A 20,529-nucleotide genomic window follows, 5' to 3' on the forward strand; every position below is an offset into this window, starting at 1 on the left:
TCCAGAGAAGGTTCATATGTCCTCCACCAAAGCCCGCGCAGACTCACTTTCGCTTCTGCTGTTTACCTTGCGCAGCGGCAAGCTGATGGCGATCAACCTGCTCAAGGTCAGTGAAATCATTCCCTGCCCGCCGCTGACCAGGCTGCCGGAGTCACACCCTCACGTCAAAGGCATCGCGACCCTGCGCGGGGCGTCGCTGTCGGTGATCGACCTCAGTCGTGCCATTGGCGAGCGTCCGCTGGAAGATCCGAACGGCGGCTGCCTGATCGTCACCGATGTCAGCCGTTCCAAGCAGGGCCTGCACGTGCAGGCGGTGAGCAAGATCGTCCATTGCCTGACCACCGACATCCGCCCGCCGCCCTTCGGCTCCGGTGGTTTGCGCGCCTACATCACCGGCGTGACGTCGGTCGATGGCACCCTGGTGCAGGTACTGGACATCGAAAAAGTCATCCACGGCATCGCCCCGGCACAAATCGAAATGGCGCCGACCGAACTGAGCATGGAAGACGCCGAATTGCTCGGCAACGCGCGCATTCTGGTGGTCGATGACAGCCAGGTCGCCTTGCAGCAATCGGTACACACCCTGCGCAACCTCGGCCTGCAATGCCACACCGCGCGCAGCGCCAAAGAAGCCATCGACTGCCTGCTGGATCTGCAAGGCACTGCGCAGCAGATCAACCTGATCGTCTCGGATATCGAGATGTCGGAGATGGACGGCTACGCATTCACCCGCACCCTGCGGGAAACCCCGGATTTCGCGCATCTTTATGTACTGCTGCACACGTCGCTGGACAGTGCGATGAACGCAGAGAAAGCGCGTCTGGCCGGAGCCAATGCGGTGCTGACAAAATTCTCCTCACCGGAATTGACCCAGTGCCTGATCACGGCGGCAAAGGCTGTCGCCGAGCAAGGTTACTGAGTCTTGGCCGAGGACTTTTGCTGGCTGATGCGGCGCGACCTCTCTGTAGTCGTGCCGCCACCCGATTGGCCAGCCGGCCTGCAACTGAGCGAATACCGTTCCGAAATCGGCGCAGCCGTGCACCGGTTGATGGAGCTCGGTTACCTCGAAGGTGGCGGTCGCGTAGCAGCGCTGGACATGTGGCAGCGGCAGTTCGAAAGCGACCCGGAATATGACCCGGCGCTGTGCTTCATCGCCCGGGATGCCGAAGGCATCGTTGGCGTGTGCCAGTGCTGGACCAGCGCCTACATCAAGAACCTGGTGGTGCATCCGCGGTTTCAGGGCCGAGGATTGGGGCGTGCCCTGTTGTTGCAGGCCTTCAAGGTGTTCAAGCAACGGCGTGAAGGTTTTGTGGATTTGAAGGTGCTGGAAGATAACCATCGGGCGCGGCGGTTGTATGAAAGTGTCGGGATGCGTGCCGTTCGCCGGGAGCCGGTTCCGCTTTGACATGCCGCCTTCGCTGGCAAGCCAGCTCCTACAGGTGCCGCGCAGAACCACAATTTCATGTTGACCAGCGATCCCCGTAGGAGCGGGCTTGCCCGCGAAAGGGCCGGCACAACCGCCCCAAATCCTTCAGGCATACTCTAGCCTTGGCCATTGCACATCCAAGGATGCCTGCCCCATGAAACCCGCAACCCTAATCCTCCTCAGCCTCACCGCCCTCACCTCTCAGGCCCACGCCTCCAGCCCCGACGCCTGGGCTGCCTACGACAAAGCCGTACTTGCCAGTTGCACCAAGGCCAGCGGCCTGAAGGACAGCAAACCGGTCGGCAACGCCGCGCAGTTCGATGACCGGGTCGGCTACACCGCATTACTGCTGCAGGGCCAGTACCCGCAAAAACACATGAAAGGCGCGCAAGGCACCGAGCTGTGCCTCTATAACAAAAAGAGCAAAACCGCGTACGTCACCGAATGGGACTCCATCCGCCCGGCCGGCAAGACAAACTGAGTGGCGCATAACTTACTTCGAAAGCGGCCTTTACGGCGGCATTCTGTCGCCGCTCCATACCCCGTGATACGAACAAACGCTCAATGAATACGACGTTTTCCTGTGTAGGCTGCGGCAAATGCTGTAACGATCACCATGTGCCCCTGACCCTGCGCGAAGCCCGGATGTGGGCAGCCGACGGCGGTCAGGTGATCGTGCTGGTGGAAGCGTTTCCGGGCAACGGCCTGGGTCTGCCGGTGCAACAAAGGGAACACGCCGAACGCCGTTCGGCAGCGGTGCGCAGCGGCGAATCCGATGCGTACGTGGCGATCACGTTCGCCGCCTACAATGTCGGCCCCTGTCGGAATCTTGACGAAAACAACCTCTGCCGCATTTACGAACGCCGGCCGCTGGTGTGCCGCATCTATCCGATGGAAATCAATCCGCACATTCCCCTGAACACCGCGGCCAAGAAATGTCCGCCAGAGTCATGGGAAACAGGGCCGGACCTGATTATCGGCGGTCACCTGGTCGATCAGCAGCTGGCGCAACTGATTCAGCGCTCCCGTCAGGCGGATCGCGATGATATTCAGATGAAGGATGCGATTTGCGCGTTGCTGGGCATGCGCACGACGGCCCTGAAGGGCGACGGGTTTACCGCTTATCTGCCGGATATGGCGGAGTTTGCTGCGATCGTCGACGAACTGGCTGGGCAAACGTTGCCTGAATGGGCCAGCGAATGGCAATTTCATGTGTCAGGCGCTGACATTGCCAGGCAAGTGCTGGCCGCCGGTGCACAAGTGGCGGCGGATGCGTCGGCGAATTACACGTTTATTTCGTTGCGGGCGGATTGATCCGGGATTTCAGCGTTTGTGCCAGCCCCTTCGCGAGCAAGCCCGCTCCCACATTTGGAATGCATTCCTCCTGTGGGAGCGGGCTTGCTCGCGAAGACGGTAGATCAGGTACCACAGAGATAAAACTCAGCGCTTACCCATCGACCGACGAGTCCCCGGTGGCGCCATGCCTGGGGTTTTGGTGTGGCCGTTCTTGGCGCCGTTCTTGTACCACGGCTGGTTGGAGCCCTTGGCCGACGCCAGTTCGCCCGGTTTGAACGGGAACTTGAATGCCGGAATCTCGGCTTTGGTTTCGCTGTCGGCGCTGGAGTCGACGCTGTCGGGCAGCTCTGCCTGTACGTCGCTCAAGGCGTCGGCTACCGGCGGTTGTTTCGGGGAAGTCATGAAAGCTCCGGGTGGTGCGCAAATTGTCGGGCCCAGTGAGTGAGCCGCGAAAGGCCGCAGTATAGCGGAACGGCAGCTACAAGCTTCAAGCGGCAAGCTTCAAGTTAAAAACGATGGGGGGCGACTTTTAAACTTGCAGCCTGCCGTTTGAAACTTGTAGCTTGCCAAGCATTCTTCACCGCCCGACGAGCCTGCCTCCCATGAAAAAGACTGTCCTGGCTTTCAGCCGCGTCACCCCGGAAATGGTTGAACGCCTGCAACAAGACTTCGACGTCATCGTGCCGAACCCGAAAAACGGCGACATCAATGCCCAGTTCAATGAAGCCCTGCCCCATGCCCACGGTCTGATCGGCGTCGGCCGTAAACTCGGCCGCGCACAACTGGAAAACGCCGCCAGGCTGGAGGTGGTGTCCAGCGTCTCGGTGGGCTACGACAACTATGACGTGGCGTATTTCAACGAGCGCGGCATCATGCTGACCAACACGCCGGATGTGCTCACCGAAAGCACCGCCGACCTGGCATTTGCCCTGTTGATGAGCAGCGCGCGCCGCGTCGCCGAACTGGATGCCTGGACCAAGGCCGGGCAGTGGCAAGCCAGCGTCGGTGCGCCGTTGTTCGGTTGTGATGTGCATGGCAAGACGCTGGGTATCGTCGGTATGGGCAACATCGGTGCCGCCATCGCCCGCCGTGGCCGCCTGGGGTTCAACATGCCAATCATCTACAGCGGCAACAGTCGCAAGACTGAGCTGGAACAGGAGCTCGGTGCGCAGTTCCGCAGCCTTGATCAACTGCTGGCCGAGGCTGATTTTGTCTGCCTGGTGGTGCCGCTCAGTGAGAAGACCAAACACCTGATCAGCCATCGCGAACTGGCGCTGATGAAGCCGGGCGCCATCCTGGTAAACATCTCCCGTGGCCCGGTGGTAGATGAGCCGGCGCTGATTGAAGCGCTGCAAAACAACCGCATTCGCGGTGCCGGGCTGGACGTGTACGAAAAAGAGCCGTTGGCCGATTCGCCACTGTTCCAACTGAAAAACGCCGTGACCTTGCCGCACATCGGTTCGGCGACCCATGAAACCCGCGATGCAATGGCCAACCGCGCCCTGGCCAACTTGCGCAGTGCCCTGTTGGGCGAACGACCGCAGGACCTGGTCAACCCGCAAGTCTGGAAGGGTTGAAAAAACGGGCAGGCGTTACAGGCGCCTGCCCGTTTATACAAAGAATAAAAACAACATCACTCACAACCTGTTAAGCAAGTCACTGAATACACACCCTGCAATTCAGTCAACAACCAAATAATAAAACCACGCGATAGACTCTCCTTACTTACCCAGGCACAACGGGAACAATAACGGAGATCACTAACTTGAACCAACTCACAACAAGTCAAGTCATTCGATTCAGCAAAGCCACACTGATGTTATTTATCAGTTTCTTTGGATTGCTAATGCTGTACAGCAACTTCACGGACTATTCGACCAACTATGAATTCCTCGCCCACATCCTGAGCATGGACACCACCAGTGATAGGCAAAAATACAGCTACAGGGCAATTACTTCCGCCATGCTGCATCACCGCATCTACTGGCTGATCATTACACTTGAAGTGGTCTACACCATATTTTGCGCACTTGGAACCTATTACCTTTATAAAAACATCAACGCCGGCCTCGGAGAGTTTCACGAAGCCAAGAAACCTGCACTGATAGGACTGCTGATCGCCCTCTCCCTCTATTACGTCGGCTTTCAAGTGATTGGAGTCGAATGGTTCAACATGGATGAATCGCAAACCTGGAACTACAAGGACTGGGGCCGGCAGATTGTTGGCTTCATCTTTCCGCTATTGATATTCATCGCGATGAAAGTCGAGCGCTGAACCCCTCGGCACTCAAGGCCACTACCTCAGGCGAGCTTGCCGCTGCCCAGTACTTGGGGTGCTTTTGGCTTGCGAAACACCAGTACGTTCCCCGACATCACCAACACCAGCCCCAACAATGCCGGCACCGTCCATTGATAGCCTTCGGCGAACGCTGACACGTTGAGCGCCACCACCGGGAACAGCACCGTGCAATACGCAGCCCGCTCAGGCCCCATGCGTCCGACCAGGGTCAGGTAGGCGGTGAAACCGATCACCGATCCCGGAATCACCAGGTACAACAGCGACCCGATGTAGCGCGTGCTCATTTCCATCTCGAAGGGAATGCCTTTGACCAGGCACCACACCGAGAGCATCGCCGCACCGTACGCCATGCCCCAGGCATTGGTGGTCAGCGGCTTGAGGCCGGCCTTCTGTTGCAGGCTCGACAACATGTTGCCCGCCGAGAAACACAAGGTGCCACACAAGGCCAGACCGAGACCGAGCAAGGTTTCCGGGCTGGTGGTATGCCCGGACAGTTCCGGCCAGAACAGCAGCCCCAGCCCAAGCAGGCCCAGCGCACCGCCCATCAGCACATTGCGGGCGATTTTCTGACCGAAGAACACCCGCGCATTGAGGGCGTTCCACAACGTGGCGGTGGAAAACACCACGGCCACCAGACCGCTGGGGATCCACTGGCTCGCCGTGAGGAAACACATGAAGTTGACGCAGAACAGGCACAAGCCCTGCGCCAGGCAGATCAGGTGCCCGCGGCGGTTCATCACTTGCAGGCGTCGGCTGAGCAGCAGGATCACGAACAGCACCAGTGCGGCGAGGCCGAAGCGATAGACGATCGATACGGGAATGGCCACCACGCCAAGTTGCCATTTCAAGGCAATCCAGGTGGTGCCCCAGATCAGCACGGTCAGCAAGTACAAAGACAGGTTCATGGCAAAGGCTCCTCGATAGGTGCCCAGTGTCCTGCGCCATGCCTTGGCGCACTTGCATAAACTTGCGCTTTTCTCCGGCAACGGGCTGGCAGGTGAACGTCTACGGAGTAGGATGCAGGGCGTTGGATGCAGGTGTTAGAGAGCAACGATCATGGCGGCACTGGATACCCTACAAGTCTTTCAAGCCCTCAACCGCTCGCCGAATGCTCGCCTCGAGCACAGCGCCGAGCTGGGTGACGGCTTGTCTGCAGCCTTGTGGAGCAATCACCACGATGCCCGGGATTACGAAGCGCCCAGCCACCACACGCTGTCTTGCTACCTCGCCGGCGGCACCGGCACTTTTCGCCGCGACCAGCCAGGCAACATGGGTGGGCCGGACAAACTGTGCATCCTGCCGGCCGATCACCAGTCAGGCTGGGTGATCAACGGCGACATTCGCCTGGCGCACCTGTATTTCAGCCCCGAACAATTTGCCCTCGGCTGCGTCACCCTGCTTGATCGCGAACCACGGGAAATGCAGCTGCGTGAGCAGACCTTTCTCGATGATCCGCAGCAGGCGCTGCGCTTTCGGCAGTTGATCACTTTGAATTGGGACGAGCCGGGCGAGCGCCTGCTCACCAGCAGCCTGGCCCACGAATTGCTCAGCCATGCCCTGCTCAGCCAGGTCAACGCGCGTCAGGGCTTGCGCCTTAAAGGCGGATTGGCCGCACATCAGCGCCGGCATCTGGTGGAGTTCATCGACAGCCATCTGGACGACGCCATCAGCCTGGGTCAACTGGCGGCGTTGTGTGCGTTGTCGGAATACCACTTCGCACGGATGTTCCGCGAAAGCTTTGGCTTGCCGCCCCACCAATACGTACTGGCGCGGCGCCTGAACCGGGCACGGCAGTTGCTGCGCACGACCTCGCAGCCTCTGGGCGAGATTGCACTGGCCTGCGGCTTTTCCAGTGCCAGCCACTTCACCAACCGCTTTCGCCAGGCGTTGGGTGGAACGCCCGGTGAATATCGGCAGGCGTTTTTGCGCTAATCCCGAGCTTTTTCGTGGCCTGTATGACCGCCTTCGCGGGCAAGCCCACTCCCACAAGGTTTGGTGGTGCTCACCTGTTTTGTAATCGCCCTATTCCCCTGTGGGAGCGGGCTTGCCCACGAAGATCTATGACGCGGTCTATCGTCAGAACTCCAGCGTGCTGGACAGCGAAATCTGCCGCGAATCGCCCATCGACACAAAGAAGCGACTCGCCGCCGAGGTGTAGTAAGTGCGGTCGAACAGGTTCTTCACGTTGAGCTGGAACTTTACCCTCTGCCCTTCGACCTTGGTGTCGTAGGTGGCGAACGCATCGGCCACGGTGTAGCCCGGCAGGTCGAAATCGTTCACCGCGTTACCCGCGCGCTCCCCCACATAACGCGCCCCGGCGCCGACCCGCAGCTGGTCACCGCCAATGACGGTGCCGAAGTCATAGACCGCCGACAACGAGCCGCTGTTCCTGGCGACGTTTTGCAGTTGATTGCCTTTGTAATCCGGGTCTTCGGTGACCTCGGCATCGGTGTAGGCGTAGCTGCCGATCATGCTCCAGCGATCGGTGAGCTGACCGCTCAAGTCCACTTCCAGGCCACGGGAACGCACTTCGCCGGCGGCACTGTAAATCGTCGTCGGGCCTTCGGCGTTGGCTACCAGTACGTTGCGTTTCTTGATGTCGAACAGCGCGATGTTGCCGGTGACGCGGCCCGGCAGATCAAGCTTGGCACCCAGTTCCCAGGACTTGGCCTCTTCCGGTGCGATGCCGCCGTCGAGCACGGTACTGCTGCCGCTCAACGGCGCGATGGTCGAGTTGGGTTTGAACGACTCGGTGTAGCTGCCGTAGAACGACAAGGCATCGGTGTACTTATACACAAGGCCCGCGCGCGGCACCCATTTCTGCCCGTTGCTGTCGGTGTTGGCGTGGAAAGGCACGCCTTTGCCGGCGTACTGGTCGTACGCCTGGAAGCGCGCGCCGGCCACCAGAATCCACTGCTCGTTGAGGTGGATGGAGTCCTGCAGGAACACCGAATCGCTGCGCAGCTCATCGGTCTGCGCGCTGTCGGGCGCACTGACGGTGGTGCCCGGCACTTCCTGACCATAGATCGGGTTCACGTAGCTGAACTGGGTGCGACTTTTCTGGCGGATCAGGTCTTCGCGGAAGATCTTGCGGTATTCGTCGTCGATGCCGAACAGCAGGTCATGCTGCATGCCGAGCACATTCACGTTGCCTTCGAGGCTGGCGGTGGTGAAGCGGTCAGTGCTGATCGCATTCCGGGTGCCGTCCATGCTGCGGGTCAAGGTGCCCTTTTGGGTGTCGATGGCAGTCACGCGCACCTGGCTGGCGTCGTAGGTTTCACGGTTCCAGCTGTAGCCGAAATGGGCCTTCCAATTGTCGTTGAGTTCGTGGTCGGCTTCGAAGTGATAGAGATCCGAACGCCCTTCCATGTTGTTGAACGGCTCGTCGAGACGCTCATTGCGCGAGATGTCCAGCGGATGGTTGGTCCGTGGATCGATCAACGTGCCACGGTCGAACGGCGTAAGGAATTCGCGGTGCTCATAGGCGAACAGCAATTGAGTGCTTTCGCCGAACCAGGCCAGCGACGGTGCGACCAGACTCTCGCGATGCACACCGAAGTTGCGCCAGTAATCTTCGTCTTCGTGGTCCAGCACCATGCGGTAGGCCAGCCCGGAATCGCCGAGGGCGCCGGTGCTGTCGAGACCGCCGCCGCTGCCATTCTTGCCGTCGCCATAGGTCGAGCCGCGCAAGGTCAAGGCGTTGTACTGCTCAAGCTCGGGCTTCTTGCTGACCATGTTGACCACGCCACCCGGATCCTGAATGCCGTAGAGCAACGAGGCCGGGCCCTTGAGCACTTCAACCCGGTCGACACTGGCGTTGAGGCCACGGCCCTGCACGATCGGCATGCCGTCCCGCATGATCGAGCCGTTACGGTTGTCGCCAAAGCCACGGACCATCACCGAATCCTGAGTACTGCCCAAGGTGTTGGCCTGGGTGATGCCGCTGACATTGGCCAGAGCGTCATCGAGATTGCGCGGAGCCTGGTCGCGGATGACCTGGGCCGGGACCACGTTGATGGTCTGCGGGATTTCCTGAATCGGGGCCGAGGAGCGCATCACCGAAGAGGTCGGTGGCGGCTGGTAGCTCATGGAATCGTCCATCACCGATGAGATCGTGGTCGCGCCCAGGTTCAATGCGCCTTCGGTGGGCTTCGGCTCCAGGGCCATGGTGTGGCCGTCGGTGCGACGGAAGGTCAAACCCGAACCGCTGAGCAGACGTTGCATGGCCTGTTCGGCGCTCATCTGACCATTGATTGCCGGCGCATTGAGGCCGTATGGCGCTTCATCGGTGTAGACGACGCTGATGCCGGTCACCCGGCTGAAATCACTCAGGGCCTGGGGCAGCGGTTTGGCGGCCAGGGAAAAACTGAACTGCGCATGTTGCTGGCTGTTGCCGGCCTCAGCGGCCAGCGCCACACTCAGCGGCAACAACGCCAATGCCGAATAACTCAACGCAGACACACCCAACCATTGTTTGACCGAACCCGATTTTGCCCTGGACTTCATGACTCATGACCTGTGTAGAACCGCAACGGATGCGAATGACTCGCAGTTTCAGTCACTACACGAATGGCAATCGGGTTTACCTCATCATATTTTGAAAATATTTTTTGAAGATTATGGTGCTTGATGAACCTCTATCGCTGGCAAGCCAGCTCCTACAGGGGAACGCATTTCAAATGTAGGAGCTGGCTTGCCAGCGATGGGGCCATTAGCCTCAACGCAGAATAATCAGATGCCCCAAAACCTGATGCTGCTCAAACCCCAACACCCCCTGCAACGAACTCAACACCGCCTGCGGGTTCTTGCTCGGGAAGCTGCCACTGACCCGGCGTGCCGCCAGTTCATCGTTGAGCAACACGATCCGTCCGGGGTAATAGCGCCCCAAATCCTGCACCACATCGGCCAACGTCGCCTTGTAGTAATTGAGCCAGCCCTGACGCCATGCCAACTGCGCTTCGCTGTCCACCTCGTGAAGCTTTTGCGCCGAGCCTTCGCCGTAGGCCACTTGCTGGCCGGCGGTGAGAATTTGCTGTTCGGCGTTCTTTTCCGCCGACACGCCAACCCGCCCCGACAACACCGTGACCTGCGCGCCACGGGGCTGCAAACGGACTTCGAACTGCGTGCCCAGGACCCGCGCCTGCCCTTTCCCGGCGTCCACCACAAACGGCTCGCCGGTGTGGGTGACGCTGAAAAAGCCGGCGCCGCGGCGCAACTGCACATGGCGCTCGCCGCGGCTGAAATCCACCGCGATAGCACTGTCGGCGTCCAGGGTGACTTGCGATTGATCGGCCAGGGTCACGGTGCGAATTTCCCCTGGCGCCGAGACATAATCGGCCCCCAGGTCATCGATCCAGCGCATCGGCTGCCAACCTGTGCCGAGACTGATCATCAATAGCAGGCAAGCGGCCATGGCCAAGGCACCGGACCAGCGCCCGACGGTGCTGCGCCGCGAGCGATGCATCGCCTTGAGGTACCCCTGCAAGACAAAGGCGTCTTCATGGGCGAGGGTGCGCGCGGGCACTTCGCTCAACTCCCACAGCACTTGCGCCTGGGCATACGCCTCGGCATGGGCGGGGTCGGCCTGCAACCATTGGCTGAACGTAGCCTGGTCACCGCTGCTTGGCTGGTCATGCAACAGGCTCAGCCAGGCCAGCGCGGCCTGCTCCTGCGCGGGCGTCGGAATGACGCGGTCAAAGTGGTTCACGGTGCTTTCCCTGGCATACGCGTTTCGGGTTCCCGAAGGCTGGCCTTGCAAGCTTCGAGGGCGCGCATCATATGTTTTTCCACGGCACTTTGGGACAAACCCATGGCCTTGGCGATCTCGGCGTACTTACGGCCATGAATGCGATTGAGCAAAAAGATCTGCCGCGTACGCTCCGGCAAGGCGCGCAACGCCGCTTCGACATGACGCAAATCGTTGCCCGCCTCCAGTGCCGCCTGCGGTCCGCTGCCGTGGCTGTCCGGCGGCTCGACCATCAAGCCTTCACTGGCCCGGACTCGCGTGCCTTCACTGCGTAAATGGTCGATGGCGATGTTGCCAGCGCAGCGCAGCAGGTAAGTGCTGAGTTCCTCGACCTGCACCAGCGGCCGCCGCCAGAAACGCAGGAACAAATCCTGTACCAGGTCAGCCGCCGTCGCCCGGCAACCGACGCGACGATTCACCAACGCCTCCATTTGCGAGCGCTGGGAAAGAAAGACCTGGAGAAAATGCGCACGGTCGCCGCGTTGTTGATCGCGCTCGATATCGCGGGGGTCGGGTGGGAGAGTGATCATGGTTCATGTTTCGATCTGAAAACCGGTGAGGCCACGACAGCGTCAGGGGGCCGGCAAGGCCGCAATATTAATGATAAATATTCTCATATGCAAAAGGATCGGGTGCAGCCCTCTATTACGCCCATTGGCTGCACCGCAAACCTGGCTGTCCCCACGGCCATGCCAATGGCCATGGAATCCAAAAGCCACCCAAACGAAAACGGGCCCGCAATGCAGGCCCGTTTTCATGGGAAGGTAAAAAGTGGATCAGGTGTCAGCCGTTAAGCGCCGCCTGTTCGTTTTCCAGAAACTCTTCTTCCAGCAGCTGGTCGGCATGGGCGCCACTCTCGATGGGCACCACATTAGCTCGTTTGCCGCGTAACTTGCCGAACATATGCTCCAGCGCATGTTCAAGTTTGGTGGCCGCTCCGTCGATCGCCTGCTCCATGGTGGAGGCTTTATGGGTGACGGAAACCGGTTGATGGCCTTTTGGCCGCGCCTCCAGTTGGCAGCGCATGTCATGGGGACCCGGCTTGTCGCCGTTCTCGTCCCGCAGGTGAACCTCGACGCGTGTCAGGTCCTCTTCGTAGCGTTCGAGCGTGCTCTCAATGGTCGTACGTACCCACTCCTCCAGTCGTTTACTGCCTTGAATATGGTTATCGCTATTGACTTGGATTTGCATAGTTCATCCCTTATTTCAGCTAGCTCGCGAGAGGCCGGTCAGTGAGCCCTTGGGCGTCGTCACCGTGACCTCTTACTTACACAATCGGTCTGTACGCTGAACAATTCAACCCCTGAAAAAAGATAAATATTCATACGCAAAAAAAGCCGGACAACGAGCAAAAGCGCTGTTAAGGTCGGGAGTTGGGTCGCCCTGTTTACCCGTCCAAATTCCTCACATCTGCCGCTCCCCCAGCGGATGCAGACTGCGAAAGATCCCCGCTTCTTCCACCAGCCAGTCATGCACCGCACGCACGCCGGGATGGCTCAATGCACCCGGTGCATAGAGCAACATGTAGCGTTTGTGGTTAGGCACCGCCAGGCCAAACGGCACGATCAACGCCCCGCGTTCCAGTTCATCGTTGAGCAGCGTTCGTCGGGCAATCGCCACGCCCATCCCGGCGATGGCCGCTTCGATGGTCAGGTGGTTGCGATTGAAGGTATGCCCGCGTCGCACATCCGCCCCCTCGAAGCCGATGGCATTGAGGTAAAACTCCCATTCCGCGTACTCGTAGCTGCCACGCCAGGCGGTGATGTCGTGCAGCAAGGGAAAGTGCATCAGGTCTGCCGGACCATGCAGCGGCGGACGACCACGCAACAGGCTCGGCGCGCACACCGGAAAAATCTGTTCATCAAGCAAGGCTGTGGATAACAGACCCGGATAGCTGCCGTCGTTCAGGTCGATCGCCAGGTCGAAGTCGCCTTCATGCAACGGTACGCTGCTGTCCTCGGCCACCAGGCGCAACTGAATGTCCGGAAAACGCTGCTGCAAACGCGGCAGGCGCGGCGTCAGCCATTTGCTCAGGAACGACGGAATCGAACGCACCCGCAGAATTCCGCTGATCATGCCCGCGTCCAGTCGCCGCAATTCCGCGTCGATGCTGCCAAAGGCCTCGTTGACGGTAATGGCCAGGCGCTGGCCTTCGGCGCTCAGCTCCACGCCGCGGGCACGGCGGTGAAACAGGCGAAAACCCAGGCGTTCTTCCAGCTGGCGGATCTGCTGGCTGACCGCCCCCGGCGTGATGTGCAGTTCTTCGGCACATCGGGTGAACGACAGGTGCCGCGCGGCACAGGCAAACACGTTCAGCCAGACATACGTCTGGGCGTGTAATTGACGGCTCATCGTTTAGTCCTGCTAAAGGATGTCTTAGGAATTTTCGTTGGTCACGTAGGACCTTGGCGGGCAGTATCACCGACATTGCGCTTGTCCTACAAAAATGGCGGCGACTCCTCTTCCATTCCTTGTGCAGGCTTTAGCATGGCTATCAGTGTTTTCGATCTCTTCAAAGTCGGCATCGGTCCGTCCAGCTCCCATACCGTCGGTCCGATGCGCGCCACCGCGACCTTTGCCCGGCAACTGGTCGAACAGGGTTTGCTGGCTGACGTGCGACGAGTGGAGATTCGCCTTTACGGTTCACTCTCGGCCACCGGCGTCGGCCACGCAACGGACCGCGCCTGCGTCATGGGCCTGATGGGCGAATGGCCCGACAGCATCGATCCCGGCACCATCGACAACCGCATTCACACCCTGCGCGAAACTGGCAGATTGTGTCTGGCAGGCGTTGCGGAAATTGCCTTCGACTGGCAACGCGATCTCCTGTTGCTCGACGAGAGCCTGCCCTACCACCCCAATGCCATGTCCCTGACAGCCTTCGGCGAATCCGGCGAACTGTTCGAGCAAACCTATTACTCGGTGGGCGGTGGCTTCATCATCGAAGCGGCCGAAGCCGAATCCGGGATCGCGCCGACCGGCGATGTGGTGCTGCCTTACGACTTTTCCAGTGCCGCCGAACTGCTCAAGCTCTGCAACGAGCACGGGCTGCGGGTGAGCGAACTGATGATGGCCAACGAGCGGGCATGGCGCAGCGACGCGCAGATCCGCCAAGGCCTGTTGCATATCTGGTCGGTAATGCGCGAGTGCGTCGAGCAGGGTTTACGCCACGAAGGCATTCTCCCCGGCGGCCTGAATGTTCCGCGTCGAGCGGCGAAACTGCATCGCAGTCTGCAGGAAATCGGCAAGCCGAATGTCATCACCTCCACGCTGTCAGCGATGGAGTGGGTCAACCTGTACGCGCTGGCGGTCAACGAAGAAAACGCCGCCGGCGGGCGCATGGTCACGGCACCGACCAACGGCGCGGCGGGGATCATTCCGGCGGTGCTGCACTACTACATGAAATTCAATGCCGACGCGACTGACGACGATGTGCTCGCGTTCTTCCTGGGCGCAGCTGCCGTCGGCATCCTGTGCAAGAAAAACGCTTCGATCTCCGGGGCCGAAGTCGGCTGCCAGGGCGAAGTCGGCTCCGCCTGCGCCATGGCCGCCGCGGGCTTGGCAGAGGTGCTAGGCGCCACCCCGGAACAGCTGGAAAACGCCGCCGAAATCGGCCTGGAACACAACCTCGGCCTCACCTGCGACCCGGTTGGCGGACTGGTGCAAGTGCCGTGTATCGAGCGCAACGCTATCGCCGCCGTGAAAGCCATCAACGCCACACAAATGGCCCTGCGCGGCGACGGCAAACACTTCATTTCCCTGGACCGGGTGATCCGCACCATGCGTGACACCGGGGCCGACATGCACGACAAGTACAAAGAGACGTCACGGGGCGGACTGGCGGTGAACTGGGTGGAATGTTGACCGTTTTGGAGGCACGTCGAGGTTTATTGCCCTCAAACGTGCAGAAAACGCGGCCCCTGTAGGAGCGAGCTTGCTCGCGAAAAACCCTCAGGCGCCGCAAACCATCTGGTTTGACGCGTTATCGTTCACGACCATCGCGAGCAGGCTCGCTCCTACAGAACGTGTTTTTTTGTCCGACAATTTTGTCGGCATGCCCCTTGCTACATCCTGTGTTGGAACAATGATGGCGAAATGGCCGGTGGTCAGGCATTGCGAACCAACCCGATCACGGCCGGTCAACAACTGCAGGTTCAATCAAGCGGTGACGCATCATGGACAACCCTTTCCAGCTCATTACCGATGCCTTCGCAGCGGAGTATCAGATCAACCTGAGCATTCAGGGCCTGGACGGCAGCATTATGCTGACCCTTTCGGACAATGGCCGCGTGGTGGCCAAACGCATGATCAGCGCCGAACAACGCAATGACCCACAACGTCTCAAGCGCCTGGTTCAAAGCATTCAATTCGGCATTGCCATCGAACAAGGCCACAGCGCCGTGACCATTCTCGAAGCCATGACCACCGGCGGCGGTCGGACCTTGCCGCCACCCGCCGTCAAAGGGCGGCTGCGCCCCACGCTCGGGCTCTAGATTTCGCCCTTCTCGACCTCTGGATGTTCACTGGAGCCCGCACCGATCTTGCGTTGCGGGTTCTCGATCTTCACCGAGGGAAATTGCGACGAAGCGTAACGCACCACCAGAATCGCAAACGCCAGCAGCAGGATCCCGCCGCACAGGTAAATGATCCCCAGGTCCGGCGGGTTGTGGTGCGAAACGTTGGAGATCAGCAACCGCGTCAGCGCGGTGATCGCCACGTAGATCAGGAAGCGCACGGGCATGTGGTTGGTCTTGAAGTAAATCCCGACCATCGCCCCCAGCTCCAGGTAGATGAACAGCAGCAAGATGTCATCGATCTTGATGTGCCCCGCTTCGATCATCCCGAGAAATTCCATCACCGCCGCCCACGCGGTCACCGCACCAATGGCGAACAGCGCCAGGTAGTGAAAGGTTTCGACGAACAGATTGCCCAGGGACTCGGCCAGTTCATGCACGCTCTGCCGCAGTTTTTCGGCCCAGTTGATTTTCACGATGATGCTTCCTTAGGTCGGTTCGACCGGATGATGCGGGTTGGACGTGACGGTTTTTCTGCATGCAGAAAAAAGGCCAGCCCATGATGGCGAGCCGCTCTGGATTGTGCGCCGTGGCGTTTGGTCGCACCAGCGCAGCACCTGCCCTGACAAATGTCGAATCCGGACTACATTAAAAAGCCACTACCCAAAAGACAGGGTTTCGCTTATCCTTTTCGCTGTATATAGATACAGTAGTCGAAACCGACAACCAATGTGAAGGCATGTGAGGTGGTGAATGGCCGTCGAAGTGGTATACCGCAGCAGCCGAGATCTGGAGCGCTTGTTCATGGATAAAGCCGAAGCTGACCGTCATGACAAAATGCTCGAACTGGCCGAATTGCTGGCTGAAGTGTTGCAGAAAGCCGTTCCGTCCCTGACCGAGCAGCAAGTGGAAGAAGCCGGGATCTACATGGCGAAGAATCGCGATGTGTTCGCCAAGGCGTTCAAGAGCCAGCCGGACGCCCTGTCCGAACTGCTTGCGGCACCTGTTGAAGTCGTGGAACCGGTTGTAGTGGCTGAGGTGGTTGAAGCCGCTGAGCCGATTACCCCGGCCAAGCCTGCCAAGGCCCCCAAAGCCGCCAAGTAAGCAAAGCCCAAATTGAATAGGCCCTGAGTCGAAGGACTCAGGGCCTTTTTCATGCCGGTGGAAAACAAGCCTGATTCACCGGTACAACACTTTCTCCGCCAACTCGTCGGCAACCCGTGCGGGGGAGCGTTTTTCCGCCTGGGCGTGGGCGAACACTTCGGTCAGGCGCGAGCTGATTTTCGACAGGTGTGCGGTGATGGTCGACAGCTCTTCGCCGCGGTGCTTGAGCGACACGTAAATCAGCCCACCGGCGTTGATCACGTAATCCGGTGCGTACAGGATGCCCCGCCGCTCCAGTTGGTCGGCGACATCCAGATGCGTCAACTGATTGTTCGCCGAACCGGCCACCGCCGAGCAGCGCAATTGCGTCACGCTGTGGCTGCTCAGCACCCCGCCCAAACCGCACGGCGCAAGAATATCGCAAGGCGTGCTGAGCAGTGCGTCGTTGGCGATGGGGTGAGCCCCGAGTTGCTCCATCGCCAGTTGCACCTTGCCGTGATCGATATCGCTGACCAGCAATTCGGCCCCGGCGGCGTGCAACTGTTCTGCCAGGGCATAGCCGACGTTGCCCAGGCCTTGAATGGCGACGCGCAGGCCTTCGAGGTTATCGCTGCCCAGTCGCGCCATCGCCGTGGCGCGAATGCCGGTGAATACGCCCATCGCCGCGTGCGGCGCGGGGTCGCCCGCCGAGGTGGTGCTGGTGACGTGTTGAGTCTGTTGGGCGATGCAATCCATGTCCGCCACTGAGGTGCCACTGTCGATGGCCGTGATGTAGCGCCCGTCGAGCTGATTGATACAGCGCCCGAAGGCTTCGAACAGCGCGGCGCGATTGGCCACGTGAACGGGGCGAATGATCACCGCCACGCCGCCGCCTTGGGCCAGGCCGGCCAGCGCAGCTTTGTAGCTCATGCCCTGGGCCAGGCGCACAGCGTCCTCGACCGCGGACTCGTCGCTGGGGTAGGCAAGGTAACGACAACCACCCAGGGCAGGCCCCAGCCGGCTGTTATGAATGGCAATGACCGCCTTCAACCCGGTGACCGAGTCAACGCTCAGATGCAGCGATTCAAGGCGAGTGCTTTGCATGAGAGCGAACATCGTAAGGCTCCCGAATCACTTCTTGTAGTCGCCAGTATAGGCTTGCGCCCAAAAATTGCAGAAGCGCACAGGAATAAGCACGGCCACGATGCTGGCTTTCGGAAATAACCTGTATTCGCCCTGGTGCGGCACTGGACGAATGCCGGAGAGGGGGCTAAAACGAGGCATTGCCCGGAGATTTTGATGACCCCGCGCCAATCGTTTTTCGCCTGCCTGCAACGTTCACCGCCCGCGCTGTTCGAGGCGGCACTGTGGATTGCGGCTGAGCACGACAGCGAGCTGAACCCGCAGGCACTGCTGGCCGATTTCCAGGAATTGCAACAACGAGTCAGTGGTGGCTTGCCGATGCTGCCGGTCAGTGAACTGGCCCAGCCGTTGCTGCGGCGTATGAACGACCTTGGTTTTGCCCAGGACGATTTCACGCCATTGCGCCCGCAAGTGGCACTGCTTGACAAAGTTCTGGAACTCCGACGAGGGCAACCCTTGACGCTGGGGCTGATTGCACTGGAGTTGGCCCGGGGCCTGGAGATTCCCATGGTCGGGGTCAACTTCCCCGGACATTTCCTGCTGCGGGTGCCGGGCGCCGATCATTTGCTCGACCCCTGCGGCGGCCGTCGCCTTTATCCGAACGATTGCCGGGAATTACTGCACCGCCAGTACGGCCCGAACATTAAGCTCAGTGCCGAGCACCTGGAGACCGCCGAGCCGGTGCAGATGCTGCAACGGCTGTCGCGCAACCTGCGCCAGTTGTACCTGTCCCACGACGATTTCATCAATGCCTTGATCGACGCCGAGCGCGTCCTGGAACTGGGCAATGCCACTGCCGCCGACTACCTGGCCCGGGCCAGCCTGTATCAACGGCTGGACTGCCCGAATGCCGAGCGTTTTGACCTTGAGCATGCGCTGCTGCTCAGCGACGATCCGATCCAGCGGATTCGCCTGACGGAACGACTGGGGCATTTGCCGCCGAATTCCATCGTTCACTGATCACAATAAACCTTGTGGGAGCGGGCTTGCTCGCGAAGAGGGCGTGTCAGCCAACAATAATGTGGCTGATACACCGCTTTCGCGAGCAAGCCCGCTCCCACATTGGGTTATGGCGTGTCTGGCTGGTTCGCCGGATGCGCCTTGATGAACGCCGGGTGCATCGCCGCCAATGCAGCCACTCGCCGGATGCGCGGATAAGCCTCAAGGGAAACATTGAAGCGCTCGGCCGCGTACAACTGCGGGATCAGATAGACGTCCGCCAACCCCGGCTCGGGACCGAAACAGTAACCGTCATCACCGATCAACCGCTCCACCGTGGCCAACCCCTGGCCGACCCAGTGGCCGATCCACTCCACCACCTGCGGTTCGTCGTGGCCCAACTGACGTAGCCGATTGAGCACACTAACGTTGTGCAACGGATGCACATCGCAGCCGATCACTGCCGCCACACCACGTTCATGGGCGCGGGTGGCGAGGTCCCTGGACAGCAGTGGCACCTGTGGATAACGTTCTTCCAGGTATTCGATGATGGCGGGAGACTGGATCAGCAATTCGCCTTCATCGGTGCGCAAGGCCGGCACCCGGCCTTGCGGGTTGACGCCCAGATAAGGCGGCTGCCGATGCTCGCCGCCCTGCGGCGCGATCAGGTTGACCGGCAAGGATTGATAATCCAGGCCCTTGAGCGCCAATGCGATACGCACCCGGTACGACGAAGTCGATCGGTAGTAGGTATAGAGTTCCATGCCCCGCTCCTGTTAACGCGCCGGCAGCACTTTGCCGCGGCACTCACCGAAACCGATGGAAGCGAAACCGTCGCGGCGGCAGCGGCCGCGCAGGATGATTTCGTCACCGTCCTCAAGGAATTTACGCACCTCGCCCGATGCCAGTTCGATCGGTTTTTTACCACCCTCGGTAATTTCCAGCAGGCTGCCGAACTGACCGTTCTCAGGGCCCGACAACGTGCCCGAGCCAAACAAATCACCGGCCTGCAATTGGCAACCATTGACGCTGTGGTGCGCGACCATTTGCGCCACGGTCCAGTACATGTGCTGGGTGTTGCTCAACGTCAGGCGATGGGCTGGCAGGTTCTGTTCACGCATGGCCTCGGTGAGCAGCAACACTTCCAGTTCGATGTCGAACGCGCCAGCGGCCTGATCACGCTTGTCGAGCAGATACGGCAGCGGCTGCGGATCGCCTTGCGGACGCGCAGGCTGGGCGCGACGGAATGGCTCCAGCGCTTCGGCGGTCACGATCCACGGCGAGATGCTGGTGATGAAGCTTTTCGACAGGAACGGCCCCAGCGGCTGGTATTCCCAAGCCTGGATGTCCCGTGCCGACCAATCGTTGAGCAGGCAGAAACCGGCGATGTGATCGGCCGCATCGCCAATGGCAATCGAGTCGCCCATGTCATTGCCCTGGCCGATCCAGATGCCCAGCTCCAGTTCGTAGTCCAGGCGCGCGCAAGGGCCGAACGTCGGTTCGCTCTGACCGGCCGGCAATGTCTGGCCTTTGGGACGGCGTACATCGGTACCGGACGGGCGAATGGTCGACGCACGACCGTGGTAGCCGATTGGCACGTACTTGTAGTTCGGCAGCAACGGGTTGTCGGGACGGAACAGTTTGCCGACGTTCTGCGCGTGCTCGATGCCGACGTAGAAGTCGGTGTAATCGTTGATTTTCGCCGGCAGGTGCATCTCGCAATCCGCCGCCAGTGGCAGCAGTTTCGCCCCTTGGGCTTCGATCTTGCCGTGCAGGGTGCTGCCTTCGGTGAACAGCTCCAGCAAGCGTTCACGCAGGGCCACACGGGCCTCGCGCCCCAGTTCGAAGAAAGCATTCAACTGGCCGCCACGGGTGGCCTCGACAGCAGCCTTCGCGGCGCCATCGAACAACCCGGCCTCCAGGGCCGCTTGCAGATCAAAGATATGCTCGCCAATGGCCACGCCACTGCGCGGTGCCGAGCCGTTGAGGCTGAACACGCCCAGCGGCAGGTTTTGCAGCGGAAAATCAGCATGGTCGTTGGCGGATTCAACCCAGCTGCGAGTGATGGAAGTCTGCGTCATGG

At 60.2% G+C, this 20,529-nt stretch carries 21 protein-coding genes and 1 pseudogene; 11 read left to right on the top strand and 11 right to left on the bottom strand.

Going from position 1 to position 20,529, the window contains the following annotated elements:
* Positions 1-16 precede the first annotated feature (16 nt).
* From AC07XF_RS17275 to AC07XF_RS17290, 4 genes are all read left to right on the top strand, one after another.
* Positions 17-919, top strand: a complete 903-nt coding sequence (locus tag AC07XF_RS17275) for a chemotaxis protein CheV (RefSeq protein ID WP_007970363.1) — start codon at positions 17-19, stop codon at positions 917-919.
* Between the two features lie 27 nt (positions 920-946).
* A complete protein-coding gene (locus tag AC07XF_RS17280; RefSeq protein WP_495027391.1) occupies positions 947-1,405 on the top strand; it encodes a GNAT family N-acetyltransferase in 459 nt (152 codons plus the stop codon).
* Between the two features lie 175 nt (positions 1,406-1,580).
* Positions 1,581-1,907, top strand: a complete 327-nt coding sequence (locus AC07XF_RS17285) for a hypothetical protein (RefSeq protein WP_495027392.1) — start codon at positions 1,581-1,583, stop codon at positions 1,905-1,907.
* A gap of 83 nt (positions 1,908-1,990) precedes the next feature.
* Positions 1,991-2,740: a YkgJ family cysteine cluster protein gene (locus tag AC07XF_RS17290; protein WP_495027393.1), complete on the top strand. Its 750-nt coding sequence runs from the start codon at positions 1,991-1,993 to the stop codon at positions 2,738-2,740.
* 126 nt (positions 2,741-2,866) lie between these two features.
* Here AC07XF_RS17290 and AC07XF_RS17295 read toward each other — a convergent pair whose 3' ends face one another.
* Positions 2,867-3,124 carry a hypothetical protein gene (locus tag AC07XF_RS17295; RefSeq protein WP_429488399.1) on the bottom strand — a complete coding sequence of 86 codons (258 nt, stop codon included), beginning with the start codon at positions 3,122-3,124 and terminating at the stop codon, positions 2,867-2,869.
* A 200-nt stretch (positions 3,125-3,324) separates the two neighbouring features.
* On the opposite strand from AC07XF_RS17295, the gene AC07XF_RS17300 reads away from it, so the two are divergent.
* Together AC07XF_RS17300 and AC07XF_RS17305 are read left to right on the top strand one after the other, a co-directional pair.
* On the top strand, positions 3,325-4,299 hold the full coding sequence (locus AC07XF_RS17300; RefSeq protein ID WP_495027394.1) for a 2-hydroxyacid dehydrogenase: 975 nt from the start codon (positions 3,325-3,327) through the stop codon (positions 4,297-4,299).
* Between the two features lie 188 nt (positions 4,300-4,487).
* On the top strand, positions 4,488-4,997 hold the full coding sequence (locus AC07XF_RS17305) for a DUF2165 family protein (protein ID WP_495027395.1): 510 nt from the start codon (positions 4,488-4,490) through the stop codon (positions 4,995-4,997).
* 26 nt (positions 4,998-5,023) lie between these two features.
* Here the strand turns inward: AC07XF_RS17305 and AC07XF_RS17310 are convergent, their stop codons facing one another.
* Positions 5,024-5,926 (bottom strand): DMT family transporter, encoded by a 903-nt coding sequence (locus tag AC07XF_RS17310; protein ID WP_495027396.1) that lies wholly within the window; start codon positions 5,924-5,926, stop codon positions 5,024-5,026.
* A gap of 151 nt (positions 5,927-6,077) precedes the next feature.
* On the opposite strand from AC07XF_RS17310, the gene AC07XF_RS17315 reads away from it, so the two are divergent.
* The gene (locus AC07XF_RS17315) at positions 6,078-6,953 is read left to right on the top strand and encodes a helix-turn-helix domain-containing protein (RefSeq protein ID WP_495027397.1); all 876 of its coding nucleotides are present in this window, start codon (positions 6,078-6,080) and stop codon (positions 6,951-6,953) included.
* A gap of 144 nt (positions 6,954-7,097) precedes the next feature.
* Here AC07XF_RS17315 and AC07XF_RS17320 read toward each other — a convergent pair whose 3' ends face one another.
* From AC07XF_RS17320 to AC07XF_RS17340, 5 genes are all read right to left on the bottom strand, one after another.
* Positions 7,098-9,527, bottom strand: a complete 2,430-nt coding sequence (locus tag AC07XF_RS17320; RefSeq protein WP_495027398.1) for a TonB-dependent siderophore receptor — start codon at positions 9,525-9,527, stop codon at positions 7,098-7,100.
* Between the two features lie 211 nt (positions 9,528-9,738).
* A complete protein-coding gene (locus AC07XF_RS17325) occupies positions 9,739-10,728 on the bottom strand; it encodes a FecR family protein (RefSeq protein WP_495027399.1) in 990 nt (329 codons plus the stop codon).
* Positions 10,725-11,297, bottom strand: coding sequence for an RNA polymerase sigma factor (locus tag AC07XF_RS17330; protein WP_495027400.1), 573 nt, complete (start codon positions 11,295-11,297; stop codon positions 10,725-10,727). The genes AC07XF_RS17325 and AC07XF_RS17330 overlap by 4 nt, the downstream gene beginning before the upstream one ends.
* Positions 11,298-11,550: 253 nt before the next feature.
* Complete coding sequence (locus tag AC07XF_RS17335; protein ID WP_007970346.1) at positions 11,551-11,958, bottom strand: HPF/RaiA family ribosome-associated protein; 408 nt, start codon at positions 11,956-11,958, stop codon at positions 11,551-11,553.
* Between the two features lie 213 nt (positions 11,959-12,171).
* Positions 12,172-13,119: a LysR substrate-binding domain-containing protein gene (locus AC07XF_RS17340; protein ID WP_108229093.1), complete on the bottom strand. Its 948-nt coding sequence runs from the start codon at positions 13,117-13,119 to the stop codon at positions 12,172-12,174.
* Between the two features lie 135 nt (positions 13,120-13,254).
* Between AC07XF_RS17340 and AC07XF_RS17345 the strand changes: the two genes are divergently transcribed.
* The gene (locus tag AC07XF_RS17345) at positions 13,255-14,631 is read left to right on the top strand and encodes an L-serine ammonia-lyase (RefSeq protein ID WP_495027401.1); all 1,377 of its coding nucleotides are present in this window, start codon (positions 13,255-13,257) and stop codon (positions 14,629-14,631) included.
* A gap of 311 nt (positions 14,632-14,942) precedes the next feature.
* On the top strand, positions 14,943-15,260 hold the full coding sequence (locus AC07XF_RS17350) for a DUF3509 domain-containing protein (RefSeq protein WP_495027402.1): 318 nt from the start codon (positions 14,943-14,945) through the stop codon (positions 15,258-15,260).
* Here AC07XF_RS17350 and AC07XF_RS17355 read toward each other — a convergent pair.
* On the bottom strand, positions 15,257-15,757 hold the full coding sequence (locus AC07XF_RS17355; protein ID WP_495027403.1) for a phosphate-starvation-inducible protein PsiE: 501 nt from the start codon (positions 15,755-15,757) through the stop codon (positions 15,257-15,259). The genes AC07XF_RS17350 and AC07XF_RS17355 overlap by 4 nt on opposite strands.
* Positions 15,758-16,034: 277 nt before the next feature.
* On the opposite strand from AC07XF_RS17355, the pseudogene AC07XF_RS17360 reads away from it, so the two are divergent.
* A pseudogene (locus AC07XF_RS17360) lies at positions 16,035-16,274 on the top strand (YebG family protein); the annotation flags it as partial.
* A gap of 186 nt (positions 16,275-16,460) precedes the next feature.
* On the opposite strand, the gene AC07XF_RS17365 reads toward AC07XF_RS17360, so the two are convergent.
* Complete coding sequence (locus tag AC07XF_RS17365) at positions 16,461-17,480, bottom strand: Glu/Leu/Phe/Val dehydrogenase family protein (protein WP_007986784.1); 1,020 nt, start codon at positions 17,478-17,480, stop codon at positions 16,461-16,463.
* A gap of 183 nt (positions 17,481-17,663) precedes the next feature.
* Between AC07XF_RS17365 and AC07XF_RS17370 the strand changes: the two genes are divergently transcribed.
* The gene (locus AC07XF_RS17370) at positions 17,664-18,467 is read left to right on the top strand and encodes a SirB1 family protein (RefSeq protein WP_495027404.1); all 804 of its coding nucleotides are present in this window, start codon (positions 17,664-17,666) and stop codon (positions 18,465-18,467) included.
* A 107-nt stretch (positions 18,468-18,574) separates the two neighbouring features.
* Here the strand turns inward: AC07XF_RS17370 and maiA are convergent, their stop codons facing one another.
* Positions 18,575-19,210, bottom strand: a complete 636-nt coding sequence (gene maiA / locus AC07XF_RS17375; protein ID WP_495027405.1) for a maleylacetoacetate isomerase — start codon at positions 19,208-19,210, stop codon at positions 18,575-18,577.
* A 12-nt stretch (positions 19,211-19,222) separates the two neighbouring features.
* Positions 19,223-20,527, bottom strand: a complete 1,305-nt coding sequence (gene fahA, locus AC07XF_RS17380) for a fumarylacetoacetase (RefSeq protein WP_495027406.1) — start codon at positions 20,525-20,527, stop codon at positions 19,223-19,225.
* Between the last annotated feature and the right edge of the window lie 2 nt (positions 20,528-20,529).

The organism is Pseudomonas sp. GW821-FHT01C01 (genome assembly GCF_059422645.1).

Bases quoted from the DNA above. Each gene is read 5' to 3' on its own strand.
- AC07XF_RS17330 (WP_495027400.1), bottom strand. From the start codon at position 11,297: ATGATCACTCTCCCACCCGACCCCCGCGATATCGAGCGCGATCAACAA.
- fahA (WP_495027406.1), bottom strand. From the start codon at position 20,527: ATGACGCAGACTTCCATCACTCGCAGCTGGGTTGAATCCGCCAACGAC.
- AC07XF_RS17365 (WP_007986784.1), bottom strand. From the start codon at position 17,480: ATGTTCGCTCTCATGCAAAGCACTCGCCTTGAATCGCTGCATCTGAGC.
- AC07XF_RS17295 (WP_429488399.1), bottom strand. From the start codon at position 3,124: ATGACTTCCCCGAAACAACCGCCGGTAGCCGACGCCTTGAGCGACGTA.
- AC07XF_RS17350 (WP_495027402.1), top strand. From the start codon at position 14,943: ATGGACAACCCTTTCCAGCTCATTACCGATGCCTTCGCAGCGGAGTAT.
- AC07XF_RS17340 (WP_108229093.1), bottom strand. From the start codon at position 13,119: ATGAGCCGTCAATTACACGCCCAGACGTATGTCTGGCTGAACGTGTTT.
- AC07XF_RS17345 (WP_495027401.1), top strand. From the start codon at position 13,255: ATGGCTATCAGTGTTTTCGATCTCTTCAAAGTCGGCATCGGTCCGTCC.
- AC07XF_RS17275 (WP_007970363.1), top strand. From the start codon at position 17: ATGTCCTCCACCAAAGCCCGCGCAGACTCACTTTCGCTTCTGCTGTTT.
- AC07XF_RS17335 (WP_007970346.1), bottom strand. From the start codon at position 11,958: ATGCAAATCCAAGTCAATAGCGATAACCATATTCAAGGCAGTAAACGA.
- maiA (WP_495027405.1), bottom strand. From the start codon at position 19,210: ATGGAACTCTATACCTACTACCGATCGACTTCGTCGTACCGGGTGCGT.
- AC07XF_RS17320 (WP_495027398.1), bottom strand. From the start codon at position 9,527: ATGAAGTCCAGGGCAAAATCGGGTTCGGTCAAACAATGGTTGGGTGTG.
- AC07XF_RS17280 (WP_495027391.1), top strand. From the start codon at position 947: ATGCGGCGCGACCTCTCTGTAGTCGTGCCGCCACCCGATTGGCCAGCC.
- AC07XF_RS17290 (WP_495027393.1), top strand. From the start codon at position 1,991: ATGAATACGACGTTTTCCTGTGTAGGCTGCGGCAAATGCTGTAACGAT.
- AC07XF_RS17285 (WP_495027392.1), top strand. From the start codon at position 1,581: ATGAAACCCGCAACCCTAATCCTCCTCAGCCTCACCGCCCTCACCTCT.
- AC07XF_RS17300 (WP_495027394.1), top strand. From the start codon at position 3,325: ATGAAAAAGACTGTCCTGGCTTTCAGCCGCGTCACCCCGGAAATGGTT.
- AC07XF_RS17310 (WP_495027396.1), bottom strand. From the start codon at position 5,926: ATGAACCTGTCTTTGTACTTGCTGACCGTGCTGATCTGGGGCACCACC.
- AC07XF_RS17370 (WP_495027404.1), top strand. From the start codon at position 17,664: ATGACCCCGCGCCAATCGTTTTTCGCCTGCCTGCAACGTTCACCGCCC.
- AC07XF_RS17315 (WP_495027397.1), top strand. From the start codon at position 6,078: ATGGCGGCACTGGATACCCTACAAGTCTTTCAAGCCCTCAACCGCTCG.